Source organism: Bradyrhizobium sp. USDA 4449, assembly GCF_054056275.1.
Genome location: NZ_JBSRYD010000001.1, coordinates 6,681,739 through 6,694,766, shown reverse-complemented (window position 1 = coordinate 6,694,766; position 13,028 = coordinate 6,681,739). Strand labels below are relative to the sequence as shown.

Here is a 13,028-nt window from a genome sequence, read left to right as displayed (position 1 = left end):
CGCTGATCGCGGGGAGGGGTAGGGATACACCTTGTTCATCCGTCGCGTCGGGAAGGCCGACACGGACAGGCAGGGCTTTCCCAGGGCCCTGCCTTTTCCTTTTGTGCACTTGCGCAAGGCCGGCAAAGGCGACTATCTCCAAGCTGTTGCCTCGATCGCGCCTGAAAGCGAAACCGCCTTGGATTCTCCGCCACAACTCCCGTCGAACCATCAGGTCGTCGTCGAAGAGGCCCCGCGCGAGCCGATCCTGACCTTGCCTTGGCCGCTGACGGTCTATGTCATCCTGCTGGCGTTGATCCATCTGCGGGTGCTGCTGCCGCCGGAGCTGGAGAACTGGACCATCGACGTGTTCGGGTTCATCCCGAAGCGCTACGATTCCTCGCTGGTGAATTTGCAGTTCGAGGGCGGCGCCGGTGCCAAGGTATGGACCTTCGTCACCTATTCGCTGTTGCACGCCAATCTCACCCATCTCGCCTTCAACGTGCTGTGGCTCCTGCCGTTCGGGAGCGCGCTGGCGCGCCGCTTCGGCGCGCTGCGCTTCTTCGTGTTCCTGGCGGTGACGGCGGCGGCCGGCGCGCTCGCCCATCTCGTCACCCACGAGCATGCCGTGGTGCCGATGATCGGTGCCTCGGCCTCGGTGTCGGGGGCGATGGCGGCCGCGATCCGGTTCGCCTTCGTGCGTGGCAGTTTCCTGTCGTTCAGCCGTTCGGATGCCGATACCGCCGCCAGGGTTCCGGCACTGCCACTGTTGCAGGCACTTCGCGACAAGCGGATCGTCGGCTTCCTGGGCGTTTGGTTCGTGCTCAACATCATCTTCGGTGTCGGCGCGATCGGCGTCGAGGGCGACAGCGCAGGCGTCGCATGGGAAGCGCATATCGGCGGCTTCTTCGCAGGCCTGGTGCTGTTCGCACTGTTCGATCCCGTGCCGCGCGTGCGAAGCGATGATGCTGCGGATGCGTCATCACAGGACATTTCGAGCGGTATTTGAAGCGGCGCTTGCGGCGCGGCCCGAATTCATCCATCATTCCCGAGAAGAATGTTCCGAAGCGACAAGCCCGTAGAGGCGATGCTTCGCAAAGCGCCTGAACGCAAAACCGGCGCCAAAACTGTTAGTTGAAGACTCGCGAACAAGTCCGGACCGCGCAAAGCGGACGGGATCCGATTCAGGGAGGCGACAATGACGGTACGTTCGATTCTCAATACCAAGGGCCACCAGATCATGAGCGTCGAGCCCGACGCCAAGCTCGCCGCCGCGGTCAAGCTGCTCGCCGAGAAGAAGATCGGCGCGGTGCTGGTGATGAACCAGAGCCGGCTCGAGGGTATCCTGTCCGAACGCGACATCGTGCGCGTGCTCGGCGAGCGCGGGGCCGGCGTGCTGGACGAGCCGGTCTCTCAGGTCATGACCCGCAAGGTCGTGAGTTGCAAGGAGACCGACACGGTCGCCGAACTGATGGAGATGATGACAACAGGCAAGTTCCGCCATCTGCCCGTCGTCGAGAACGGCAGAGTGGTCGGCCTCATTTCGATCGGCGACATCGTCAAATGGCGGGTGCGCGAATACGAGTCCGAGCAGGAAGCCCTGCGCGACTACATCAAGACGGCCTGAGCCAATCTTATTCGACCGCTTTCGGCACGGCGCCTTCGGGCGCCGGCGCCAGCACATCGATGGTCTCCTGGATCTGTTCCAGCACGCGTTCGGCGGCGCGAGTGCCGTGCGCGATCAATTCGTCGGCGCGGTGAAAATCGAACCAGCCGAACTGGCCGACCCGGGGCGTGATCAGGAGGTCCGGCGGATCGCCGGCGAGCCGCGCGCGGGTGATGCGGTCCTGCATGATGTTGAACGCATCCACCATCACCGAGGAAATGCCGGGCCGGCCGGCGGTCCCGAAGAACTCGCGCTTGACGGTTTTCTCCGGCGAGAAGATGCGCGGAAAACGCCGCTTGGCCGGGCTTTCCTCGGCGACCGGGGCTGCGACCGGGGTGCGCATGGCGCCGTGTGAATAGATCGTCGTGGAATGCGTGAAGATGTCGGTGGACAGATTGACCGCGATGACGATTTCGGCGCCGAGCGCCCGCGCGGCCGAAACCGGCACCGGGTTCACCAGCGCGCCGTCGACCAGCCAGCGGTCACCGATCATCACAGGCGCGAAGATGCCGGGCAGGGCATAGGAGGCGCGCATCGCCTCGACCAGGCGGCCGTGCGTCAGCCAGATCTCATGGCCGGTCCGCGATTTCGGTCGCGACCGAGGCATATTTCATCGGGAGATCCTCGATCATGGTCTGGCCGATCGATTCCTCCAGCCGGCTTGCGAGCTTCGCGCCGCCGATCAGGCCGGAGCCGTTGAGACGAATGTCGAGATAGCCGAGGATGTTGCGCACGCCCTGCAGGCTGCGGGCCCAGTCTTCCAGCGCATCAAGCCGTCCGGCCGCATAGGCGCCGCCGACCGCAGCCCCGATCGAGGTGCCGACCACGACGTCGGGCACGATGCCGTTGGCCAGCAGCGTTCTCATGATACCGATATGGGCAAAGCCGCGCGCCGCGCCGCCTCCGAGGGCGAGGCCCAGGACGGGTCGGCGGATGCTGCCAAGACCGACCTTCTCGCTGTTTACGCTCTTCACGCCCCGACCTCTCAACATATCCAGCACCGAAACTCTCCTACTCCGGGCCGTCCTCACTCCAGAGTAGGCACCGCGCTTCCGCTTCACCAGAACGATGGCAAAGCTTGGTTTACAGCGTTCGGGACGCAGGGGGCAGGAGTGTGGCAAGGGCCGCTTGCCTCTAATGTAATCACGCAGGCGTCAACCCGGTTCCAGAGAACCGTATTCCCCGGGGATTTCAGAGGCTTGAATTTGCCGCGTTTTCGGTGAAAAGCAGGTGGCATGACTCGAGGGGGTGACGGCATCATTCGATGGCGGCGCGGCGGGAAGCTGCTGCCGGCGCTGGTCCTGTCCGCATGGGTCGTTCTCCTGGGCCAGACCACTGCGCAGGCGCAGCTTTTCTCCGATCGTCCGCCGCCGGTACCCCCGGCTTCGGTGCCCGATCCCGGTGGCGCGGTCAGCCTGGCGCCGCCCTCCGGTTCAGGCGCCGGCCCTGCCAGCCTGCCGCCGACCCTGACCCAGCCCAATACGCCCAGCATGCCGCCCGCAGTGACCGGCGTCCCGTCGGCCGCGCCGCTCAATGCGGCCGCGCCCGGGCAGGCCGTGCTGTCGTTGATGGCGAAATACGGCAAGGACACGCCTGCGATCACCAGCGGCCTGGTGTGGCGGGTGTTTGCCGACCGGCCCGACGAGAACGGCACCTTCAAGCTGATCCGCGAGGATCGCAGCGCCACGCCCAACATCGTGTTGCCGCCGGGCAATTACGTCGTGCACGTCGCCTTCGGCCTCGTCAGTGCGGTGCGCACCGTCAGCCTGAAGGCCGAGACCGACCGCGAATCCTTCGTGCTGCCGGCCGGCGGCCTGCGCATCGAGGGCCGCGTCGGCACCAGCCGCATTCCTCAGAACCAGATCTCGTTCGCGATCTACAAGGGCAGCCAGTTCGAATCCGGCGAGCGCGCGTCGCTGGTACCGAACGTCGCCGCCGGCGACGTCGTGCTGCTGCCGGAGGGCACCTACTACATCATCTCCAACTACGGCGACGCCAACTCGGTGGTGCGCTCGGACATCCGCGTCCAGGCCGGCAAGCTCACCGACGTCACCATCACCCACCGCGCCGCCGTGATCACGCTCAAGCTCGTCAGTGACAAGGGCGGCGAGGCGCTCGCCAACACCGCCTGGTCGGTGCTGACGCCCGGCGGCGACGTCATCAAGGAATCGATCGGCGCTTTCCCGCGCGTCGTGCTCTCAGAAGGCGAATACCGCGCCATCGCCAAGAACGAGGGCAAGGTCTACGAGCGCGGCTTCAACGTCGTCAACGGTGTCGATGGCGAAGTCGAAGTCGTCGCGCGCTGACGCCGCGCGAGAGCCAGCGCCACTGCGTCAACATCGTCGTTGCGAGTTCAGCACCGGCCGGGAAGAGAGCCTTGCCGTGAAGATCGTACTGCGCTTCTCATCCAGTGCACGAAAGCCAGGCGCCGGTGGAGTCCGGTGAGCGTTTGCTTACCCTCCATTCGTGTCTTGCGTTTCGGTTTCGGAGACCTTTGCGAGCGCTACTAGACTGCGCGCCGGCTACGGAAACACCGGTGCCAGCGGCTAGCGGCTTGTTTGGACCTCAATTGCCGGTGCAAGATACGTAATTCCGATAATCAATTTCATTCGCTTTCCATTCTGCTGGGTTATATGTCGGGCATCTGTCCAATGGGGGACGCCGGCGCAGCCTTGTTGGTCTGCGAGACCGGCAAGGAGCAGGGGACCTAGCGCGTCGGCATGTTCGAAGTGATCCTCACCAGGCGCAAACGGTTCGGTTGGCGGTGGCAGGTCTGCGACCAGTCCGGCAAGATCTTTGCCGGTGGATTCGAGCGCACGCGGCCCTCAGCCAAATATCACGGCGAGCGCGCGCTGTTTTTCCTGCTGTCGCAGGCATACCTGCGCAACCGCTTCACGGCGTCCAGCGAAGACTAATCGCGGCCAGCGATGCACCTACAATCCCTTGCGTTGCCCGGCCGGCAAAACACGCTGGCTGGGGCAATTCGCTTCGTCAAAAATATTGCACTTTGCCGAAATTCAACGGCGCATGTGTCGCAAAGCTCGGGCGAGATGCCGCGAGGATGCGAAGGCGTTTCTACGATAAAGATGCGAATTGAAGGGAGCGGAATCATTGCCGCATACTTCGTCGTTGCGAGCGCAGCGAAGCAATCCAGAAATGTATCCGCGGAGGGATTCTGGATTGCTTCGCTGCGCTCGCAATGATGGTGTGGAAAAAGTTGTGCGCCGAAACTCCGCTCTCGTGCCTTGGACGCTGCGCAGCAACGCTCGCGCGCTGCAGCGCGTCCGGGACACGAGGGCAGCGCATTCAACCCACTGTCATAGTCTCTAAGACGCACTAACCATCGCCGGATTTAAAACTGTCATAATCACCGCACGGAACCCGCGCCTGCGTCCTTTTTACATGCCATTAAGCGGGCCGGTCTTTGGATGCAGCGGGATAGTGCGTTGGGGACTGCAATGAGTGCCGCGAAGAAGATGCCGGGCAAACCGGTCACCGAAATGTTTGACGACATCCGGGTGCTTCAGCGCAAATGGCATGCCGCGTTGAAGCCGGGCGACCGGCTGCCGCGCTATGAAGATGTCATGCTCGGGAGCCTGGGACGGCTCGCCGACCACATCGCGTTACTCAAGGACGACGGCACGCTCGAGCTGTCGCGGAGCGGACGCTACGTGCAAAAATGGCTCGGCGAGGAACGCTGGGACATTCCGCTGACGGAATTGCCGCCCGATTGCGCCACCGCGCTGTCGGAAGCAGCGGCGAGTGCGCTCGAGAATGGACGGCCGTACCAGGCCAGCGCCCATTGCGTGCGCGATGGCATGGTCCGGACCTACGATTTGCTGGCGCTGCCGACCGCCTCACGCTGGGGCGCCACGCTGGTCGGCGCCTACGTCAATGAGCGCGGCACCCAATACAATCTTCTTGATGCGATCTTCTCTGCGACCGAAGACGCGGTGGTCTCACTGGCGACGCTGCGCGATGCGAGCGGTCATCCGTCCGATTTCCAAGTCGTGCATCACAACAAGAGCGCCGAGCTGCTGCTGAATGTTGCAAGCGGTGGCCTGTTGTGGCGTCAGATCGGCCAGGGCACTACGTTGCTCGCCAGGACCGACGTCAGGGAGTTCCTGCTGAAAGCGGTGTCGGGCGGCCGCGGCGAGCAGCTCGAGATAGAGACCGATCGCCGCTATCTGCGCATGAGCGCGACGGCGTTCGCCGACGTCATTTCGCTGACTATCTCCGATGTCACCGCGATGAAGCGGCGCGACGCCTCGTTCCGCCTGCTGTTCGACAGCAACCCGATGCCGATGTGGGTGTTCGACGCCGAGACCAAAGAGTTTGTGAGCGTCAACGACGCCGCCGTCCAACATTACGGCTACAGCCGTGCCGCCTTCCTGCGCATGAAGCTTCACGAGATCTGGCCCGAGGACGAGTGGGACAGCCACGACGAGGCGCTCGATCGCGTCGGTGAAACCTACCACTCCTCGCGCAACTGGCGGCACCTGCGCGCCGACGGCAGCGAGATCGAGGTGCTCACCTTCGGCCGCCGCATCACCTTCAACGATCGCGACGGCTATCTGGTTGCGGTCGCCGACATCACCGAGCGGCGTAAGGCCGAGGCGCGGATCGCCTACATGGCGCATCACGACGGGCTCACCGACCTGCCGAACCGCGAACACTTCCAGGACCGCCTCAAGCAAGCGCTCGACCAGGCCGGCGGAAAACGCGTCGGTGTGCTCTATATCGACCTCGACCTGTTCAAGACCATCAACGACTCCTTCGGACATCCGGCGGGCGATCGCCTGCTCAAGGGAGTCGCCCAGCGTCTGACCACTGCGGTCCGGGGCGCCAATCTCGCTGCCCGCCTTGGCGGTGACGAGTTTGCGGTAATCCTCGCATCCGACGTCTCGCCGAACGAGGCGAGCGCCTGCGCGACGCTGCTGATCGACATGCTGAAGGCGCCCTACGAGATCGACGGCCAGGAGATGGTGATCGGCGCCAGCATCGGGATCGCGCTGTCGCCGGGCGACGGCATCACGTCAGAGGAGTTGATGCGCAACGCCGATATGGCACTGTACCGGGCAAAGTCCGACGGCGGCGGCATGCACCATTTCTTCGAGCGCGAGATGGATCTGCAGGCGCAAAAGCGCCGCGATATGGAGCTGGATCTCCGTCGCGCCTTTGCCAATGGCGAGTTCGAACTGCACTATCAGCCGCTGGTGGCGATCGCATCCGATCGCATCTCCGGCTTCGAGTCGCTGTTGCGCTGGCCTCATCCCGAGAAGGGAATGATCTCGCCCGCGGAATTCATTCCGGTCGCGGAAGACATCGGCCTGATCACCCAGCTCGGCGAATGGGTGCTGCGCGAAGCCTGTGCCGAGGCGGTGAAGTGGCCTGACGAAGTCAAAGTCGCGGTCAATCTGTCGCCGGCGCAATTCCGTAGCCGCAGTCTGGTTCAGGTCGTGGTCTCGGCACTGGCGCAATCCGGCCTCTCGCCGAAGCGGCTCGAGCTCGAGATCACCGAGTCGGTCTTCCTCGCGGAGACGGATGCCAATCTCGCGATCCTGCATCGATTGCGCGACCTCGGCGTGTCCATCTCAATGGATGATTTCGGCACCGGCTATTCCAGTCTCAGCTATCTCCGCAGTTTCCCGTTCGACAAGATCAAGATCGACCGCTCCTTCGTGAAGGATCTGGCGCGGCGGCCCGATTGCGGCGCGATCGTGCGTGCGATTTCGGGCCTTGGCCGCAGCCTCAACATCACCACGACTGCAGAGGGGGTCGAGACCGAGGATCAGCTCGACTGGCTGCGCGCGGAAGGCTGCAACGAAGTGCAGGGCTTCCTGTTCAGCGCCGCGAGGCCCGCCGCCGAGATCGCAAGACTTCTCGCCGATTTCGGCGAGCGTTCCTCACGGGCGGCGTAGCTCTTCCGGGTAGCAGTCGTAGACCAGCGCCTTGAACGCCGGCGTGATGCGGCCGCGCTCGTTCTGGGTCTGCTGCATCAGGACGTAGACCATATCGAGCTTGGGATCGACGCCGAAATAGGTGCCGCTGCCCGAGTCCCACTTCAATTCGCCGAGCGAGCCCGGCGGCGGCGGTTTGGCGTTGCCGGGATCGGTGCGCACCGCAAGGCCATAGCCATAACCGAAACCGTCGCCAGGGAAATAGAAATAGTCGCGATCAACGCCGGACTCTGGCCCGATCTGGTCCGTCGTCATGTCCTTGAAGGCGGCCGGCGAGAGATAGCGCTTGCCCTCGAGTTCTCCGCCGTTGAGCAGCATCTGCGAAAAGCGCTGATAGTCGATGATGGTCGAGAGCAGGCCGCCACCACCCGATTGCCATTCCGGATGTTCGAGACGCTCGCGCTCGGCATCGAGCAGGATCTGGTCGGTCGGCAGCGGCCGCGCCATCCGCTCGAATTCGTCAGGCGTCGACAGCACGAACTTGGTGCTGGTCATGCCGAGCGGATCGAAGATGCGTTGTTTCAACGCGTCGTACAGCGGCTGCCCCGTGATGATCTCGATGACGCTGCCGAGCACGTCGGTGGAATGGCCGTAGCGCCACAGCGTGCCCGGCTGCCGCGCCAGCGGCAGCCGGGCGATTCGCTCGGCGAACTCCCTGTTTTCGAAATGGCCCTGAAAAATGTTGGCCGCCTTGTAGGCGAGCTCGACCCATTTGCCGCCGATATAGTCGTAGCTGATGCCCGAGGTGTGCCGCATCAAATCCCTGATCGTCACCGGATGGAGCGGCGGCACCAGGTCGAGCGCCAGCGAGCCGTCGGGCTTGGTGATCTCCATTCCGACCTTCGTGCCGGCGAAGACGGGAATGTATTTCGAAACGGGATCGGTCAGCGCGAGCTTGCCCTCGTCGATCAGCATCATCGCAGCCAGGCTGGTGATCGGCTTGCTCATGGAATGGATCGCGAAGATCGTGTCAGGCGTCATCGACAGCCGCGTCCGGACATCGCGCACGCCGAACAGCTTGAAATAGACAGGCTTGCCATGCTGATGGATCAGGACGATGGCTCCCGGCAAGCGGCCGGTGGTGACCTCGTTCTCGAAGAACGAGGTGAGGCGCCTCAGCCCGTCGGCGGAAGGGGCGGGAATGTCGGACGCGCGGCTCCGCGTCATCGTGCCCGCCAGCATCGCGGCCCCGACCAGAAATTCACGACGCTTCATCCGGGCTTCCTCCCTGCACGGGAACAAAGCCGCAAGACATCAGAGGCGTCAACAAGACTTCGATTAGAAGCGCGTCACGATTTCGGAAAGGACCGGTCGCGGTCGATCCTCGCTCGGCCTGGTCGCCTTGCCGATATGAACGAAGCCCGCGAGCTTTTCGTCGGCCTTGAGCCCAAGGCCTTCAAGCACGTCGCGGTCGAAGGAGAACCAGCCGCTCAGCCAGCAGGCACCGTAGCCGAGAGCGGTTGCGGCCGTCACGATGTTCATGGCGCTGGCGGCGGCCGACATCTCCTGCTCCCAGGCCGGCACCTTCGGATGGGGCTTGGTGAAGGAGACGATCCCGATCACCAGCGGCGCATCGGATAGGCGCTTGCGCTCGGTCTCGATATCGGCCGCAGGCGCGCCGGGATTCTTGCGGGCAAAGACCTTCGCGATCACCTCGCCCGCGCGTTGGCGTGCGTCGCCCTCGAAAATGATGAACCGCCAGGGCGCGAGCTTGCCGTGGTCGGGCACGCGCGCGCCGATGGTGAGAATGGTTTCGAGCTCGGCCGGCGACGGGCCGGGTCCGGTCATCTCGCGCGGCTTGACCGAGCGACGGGTTTTCAGGAGTTCGATGGCGTCGGGCATTGCGATGGCCTCTTCAGATGGGCGACGGGCGTGCCATGCCGAGATAAGCATGCACGCCCGCAACCGAAAGCGAGTTTAGAGCGATTTCAGCGATCAGACCGCGCCGCGCGCGCGCCGGACGTCAGGCGGGGTCGCCTCGTCGACCAGGGCGGCGATGGCCTCCTCGGTCGTCATCACCTTTTGCCCGTCGCTACCCAGCCGGCGAACGGAGACCGAATGCGTCTCGGCCTCCTTCCTGCCGACCACGAGCAGCGCAGGGATCTTGGCCAGCGAGTGCTCGCGGACCTTGTAGTTGATCTTTTCGTTGCGCAGGTCGATCTCGACCCGAAGCCCTGCGCGCCGCGCCTGCTCCAGCACCACCTTCGCGTATTCGTCGCCTTCCGAGGTGATGGTGGTGACCACCGCCTGCACCGGCGCGAGCCAGAGCGGGAAGTTGCCGGCATAGTGCTCGATCAGGATGCCGATATAGCGCTCCATCGAGCCGCAGATCGCGCGATGCACCATGACAGGCGGCTTCTTGCCGCCGTCATGGTCGATGTAGAACGCACCGAACCGCTCCGGCAGGTTGAAGTCGACCTGCGTGGTGCCGCATTGCCAGTCGCGGCCGATGGCGTCGCGCAGCACGTACTCGAACTTCGGCCCGTAGAAGGCGCCTTCGCCTGGATTGATCTCGGTCTTGATGTGATTGTTCTGCGCCTGGATCTCGCGCAGCACCGTGGCCATCACGCGCTCGGCGTGATCCCACATCGCATCGGTGCCGACGCGCTTCTCCGGCCGGGTCGAGAGCTTGACCGTGAGTTCGCCGGTGAAGCCGAAATCCGAATAGGTCGACAGGATCAGTTCGTTGATCTTCAGGCACTCGTCGGCGAGCTGGTCCTCGGTGCAGAAGATATGCGCGTCGTCCTGGGTGAAGCCGCGCACGCGCATCAGGCCGTGCATGGCACCGGACGGCTCGTAGCGATGCACAACGCCGAACTCGGCGAGACGCAAGGGCAGGTCGCGGTAGCTCTTCAGGCCGTGCTTGAAGATTTGCACGTGGCCGGGGCAGTTCATTGGCTTGAGCGCAAACCAGCGCTTGTCCTCGGCTTCGTCGCCGGCCGACTGCGCTGCGAACATGTTTTCGCGATACCAGCCCCAATGGCCCGAGGTCTCCCAGAGGGACTTGTCGAGGATCTGTGGCGCGTTGACCTCGCTGTAATCGCCGGTCAGGCGTCGCCGCATATAGGCGATCAGCTGCTGGAAGATGGTCCAGCCCTTCGGGTGCCAGAACACGACTCCAGGACCTTCCTCCTGGAAGTGGAAGAGGTCGAGCTCGCGTCCGAGCTTGCGATGGTCGCGCTTCTCGGCTTCCTCGATCTGCTTGAGGTAAGCGTCGAGGTCCTCCTGCTTGGCGAAGGCGGTGCCGTAGATGCGGGTCAGCATCGGGTTGTTGCTGTCTCCGCGCCAATAGGCACCGGCCACCTTCATCAGCTTGAAGGCGCCTCCGACCTTGCCGGTCGAGGTCATGTGCGGACCGCGGCACAGATCGAACCAGTCGCCCTGGTAGTAGATCTTGATCGGCTCGTTGCCGGGAATGGCGTCGACCAGCTCGACCTTGAAGGCCTCGCCCTTGTCGCGGAACACCTGTTTTGTCTTTTCCCGGTCCCAGACTTCCTTGGTGAACGGTTTGTCGCGCGCGATGATCTCGCGCATCTTTTTCTCGATGGCGGCGAAATCTTCCGGCGTGAACGGCTCGTTGCGGAAGAAGTCGTAATAGAAACCATTCTCGATCACGGGGCCGATGGTGACCTGCGTGCCCGGCCACAGCGTCTGCACGGCTTCCGCCAGCACGTGCGCGCAGTCGTGGCGGATCAGCCCCAGCGCCTCCGGCTCGTCGCGCGAGATCAGCCTGAGCTTGGCGTCGGCCTCGATGGGATCGTTGAGATCGGTGAGCACGCCGTCGAGCATCATCGCCACGGTGCGCTTGGCGAGCGAGGGCGAGATGCCCTTGGCGATCTCGAGACCGGTGATGTTCTGGTCATATTGGCGCTGGGCGCCGTCGGGGAAGGTGAGTGTGACTTTGGCGGCGGGGGTCACGGGCTTCAGATTGCTGAGGGAATATTGGAAGCCGGATTCGGATTTGGGCTGGTCGGACATTGCTTTTCTCCTGAGGCTCACTCCTGCGAACGAGCGCAGGTAAGCGGGAACGAGCGATATATCAGGCGATTCGGCCTGCGCAATCCGGCATTTCCAAGAAAGTGGTGCGCAAAGCGCAGCCAATCCTCCAACTATTTCATGTCGCGCCCTTTAACTGGCGGCGGGCCTGCTCTACATGCAATTGCATGGAAAATCCGCGCGCCGGCCGCTTTACCGCAACCGCCCTGATGCTTGGCAATCTCGTCACAGGCTGCTCAGTGCTGGCGCCGGCGGGAATGCTGCCGGAGGTGTCGGCGGGGCTCGGGATCAGCATCCATGCAGCCGGGCTGCTCATCACCTTCGGCGCGATCACGCTGTGCATCGGCTCGCCGCTGACGGCGTGGCTGACCAGCCGCATCGAGCGGCGGGTCCTGCTCACGGCCACGCTGGCAGTGCTTGCATCAGGCAATCTCGCGTCGGCCTTTGCGCCCAGCTATGCAAGCCTCCTCGTCATCCGGCTGGTGATGCTCGCTGTCGGCGCGCTGTACACGCCGCAGGCGGCGGGCACCGCCGCGCTGATCGTGCCGCCGGAGCGCCGCGGCAGCACGATCGCCTATATCTTCCTTGGCTGGTCGCTGGCGGCCGCGGTCGGCCTCCCGCTGATCACCTTCATCGCCAGTCGCTACGGTTGGCGCGCCGCCTATGGCGGGATCGGCGCGCTCGGTTGCATCAGCTTCCTGTTGCTGCTGGTGCGCCTGCCGGCCGGATTGAAGGGCACGCCGGTCGATCTGAGGACCTGGAGCGAGGTCGGCCGCAACAAGACGATCCTGCTGCTGCTCGCGATCACGATGCTGCAGATGTCCGGCCAGTTCGTGGTGTTCACCTTCATGGGCCCGCTGCTCAACAAGATGACCGACGCAAGCCCGGACGCGATCGGAATGGTGTTCGCGATCTATGGTGTTTGCGGCTTCCTCGGCGTTGCCGTCGCAACCCGTATCGTCGACACATGGGGCCCGTACCAGACCTCTTTGTTGTTCACGAGCCTGTTATTGGCGGGCATTACCGGTTGGGCGCTCAGCGCGGGCACACTGGTATTAATGGCGATTGCGGTGGCCATGTGGGGGCTGGGCTTTGCCTCGACCAATTCGATGCAGCAGGTGCGGCTGGTCGCGGCAGCACCGCCGCTCGCGCCGGCAACAGTCGCGCTCAATACCTCCGTCCTCTACATCGGCCAGGCCATTGGCTCCGCGGTCGGAGGGGCGCTGTTTGCCCGCGAACTGCTGCACAGTACGGGCTTTGTGGCCGTCGGCTTCGTCGTGCTGGCCGTGGTCCTGGTGGTTGCGAGCCGGCCCCGGCCGGCGGCTGTCGCCCCGGGCTGATGGCCGTGTTTCCCGAACGCAAGACGCTTGGCAAACCGCGCGAGAGAGCGCTAGAAGGCCAGATATGGGGACCAAAGAGAGTTGACT

At 64.0% G+C, this 13,028-nt stretch carries 9 protein-coding genes and 1 pseudogene; 6 read left to right on the top strand and 4 right to left on the bottom strand.

Translation table 11 applies throughout. The features are described 5' to 3' along the window. Positions 1-178: 178 nt before the first annotated feature. Both ACVIIW_RS31550 and ACVIIW_RS31545 read left to right on the top strand, forming a co-directional pair. Entirely contained in the window at positions 179-988 is an 810-nt protein-coding gene (locus ACVIIW_RS31550; RefSeq protein WP_456705318.1) for a rhomboid family intramembrane serine protease, read from the top strand. 189 nt (positions 989-1,177) lie between these two features. Then, complete coding sequence (locus ACVIIW_RS31545) at positions 1,178-1,606, top strand: CBS domain-containing protein (RefSeq protein WP_456704270.1); 429 nt, start codon at positions 1,178-1,180, stop codon at positions 1,604-1,606. Between the two features lie 7 nt (positions 1,607-1,613). Here ACVIIW_RS31545 and ACVIIW_RS31540 read toward each other — a convergent pair. Then, positions 1,614-2,646, bottom strand: a pseudogene (locus tag ACVIIW_RS31540) (patatin-like phospholipase family protein). Positions 2,647-2,880: 234 nt separating this feature from the next. Here ACVIIW_RS31540 and ACVIIW_RS31535 point away from each other — a divergent pair. From ACVIIW_RS31535 to ACVIIW_RS31525, 3 genes are all read left to right on the top strand, one after another. Continuing rightward, positions 2,881-3,951, top strand: coding sequence for a hypothetical protein (locus ACVIIW_RS31535; protein ID WP_456704269.1), 1,071 nt, complete (start codon positions 2,881-2,883; stop codon positions 3,949-3,951). A 414-nt stretch (positions 3,952-4,365) separates the two neighbouring features. Beyond that, on the top strand, positions 4,366-4,560 hold the full coding sequence (locus tag ACVIIW_RS31530) for a hypothetical protein (protein WP_456704268.1): 195 nt from the start codon (positions 4,366-4,368) through the stop codon (positions 4,558-4,560). Positions 4,561-5,103: 543 nt separating this feature from the next. Next, complete coding sequence (locus ACVIIW_RS31525; RefSeq protein ID WP_456704267.1) at positions 5,104-7,566, top strand: putative bifunctional diguanylate cyclase/phosphodiesterase; 2,463 nt, start codon at positions 5,104-5,106, stop codon at positions 7,564-7,566. Here the strand turns inward: ACVIIW_RS31525 and ACVIIW_RS31520 are convergent. The 3 genes from ACVIIW_RS31520 to thrS form a co-directional block, all read right to left on the bottom strand. Next, positions 7,552-8,820, bottom strand: a complete 1,269-nt coding sequence (locus ACVIIW_RS31520) for a serine hydrolase domain-containing protein (RefSeq protein WP_456704266.1) — start codon at positions 8,818-8,820, stop codon at positions 7,552-7,554. The two genes, ACVIIW_RS31525 and ACVIIW_RS31520, sit on opposite strands and share 15 nt — an antisense overlap. A gap of 63 nt (positions 8,821-8,883) precedes the next feature. Further along, complete coding sequence (locus ACVIIW_RS31515) at positions 8,884-9,447, bottom strand: nitroreductase family protein (protein ID WP_456704265.1); 564 nt, start codon at positions 9,445-9,447, stop codon at positions 8,884-8,886. Positions 9,448-9,540: 93 nt separating this feature from the next. After that, complete coding sequence (gene thrS, locus ACVIIW_RS31510; RefSeq protein ID WP_456704264.1) at positions 9,541-11,583, bottom strand: threonine--tRNA ligase; 2,043 nt, start codon at positions 11,581-11,583, stop codon at positions 9,541-9,543. A 185-nt stretch (positions 11,584-11,768) separates the two neighbouring features. Here thrS and ACVIIW_RS31505 point away from each other — a divergent pair, with 185 nt between their 5' ends. After that, on the top strand, positions 11,769-12,941 hold the full coding sequence (locus ACVIIW_RS31505) for an MFS transporter (protein ID WP_456704263.1): 1,173 nt from the start codon (positions 11,769-11,771) through the stop codon (positions 12,939-12,941). Positions 12,942-13,028 lie beyond the last annotated feature (87 nt).

Bases quoted from the DNA above. Each gene is read 5' to 3' on its own strand.
- ACVIIW_RS31535 (WP_456704269.1), top strand. From the start codon at position 2,881: ATGACTCGAGGGGGTGACGGCATCATTCGATGGCGGCGCGGCGGGAAG.
- ACVIIW_RS31530 (WP_456704268.1), top strand. From the start codon at position 4,366: ATGTTCGAAGTGATCCTCACCAGGCGCAAACGGTTCGGTTGGCGGTGG.
- ACVIIW_RS31515 (WP_456704265.1), bottom strand. From the start codon at position 9,447: ATGCCCGACGCCATCGAACTCCTGAAAACCCGTCGCTCGGTCAAGCCG.
- thrS (WP_456704264.1), bottom strand. From the start codon at position 11,583: ATGTCCGACCAGCCCAAATCCGAATCCGGCTTCCAATATTCCCTCAGC.
- ACVIIW_RS31545 (WP_456704270.1), top strand. From the start codon at position 1,178: ATGACGGTACGTTCGATTCTCAATACCAAGGGCCACCAGATCATGAGC.
- ACVIIW_RS31525 (WP_456704267.1), top strand. From the start codon at position 5,104: ATGAGTGCCGCGAAGAAGATGCCGGGCAAACCGGTCACCGAAATGTTT.
- ACVIIW_RS31520 (WP_456704266.1), bottom strand. From the start codon at position 8,820: ATGAAGCGTCGTGAATTTCTGGTCGGGGCCGCGATGCTGGCGGGCACG.
- ACVIIW_RS31505 (WP_456704263.1), top strand. From the start codon at position 11,769: ATGGAAAATCCGCGCGCCGGCCGCTTTACCGCAACCGCCCTGATGCTT.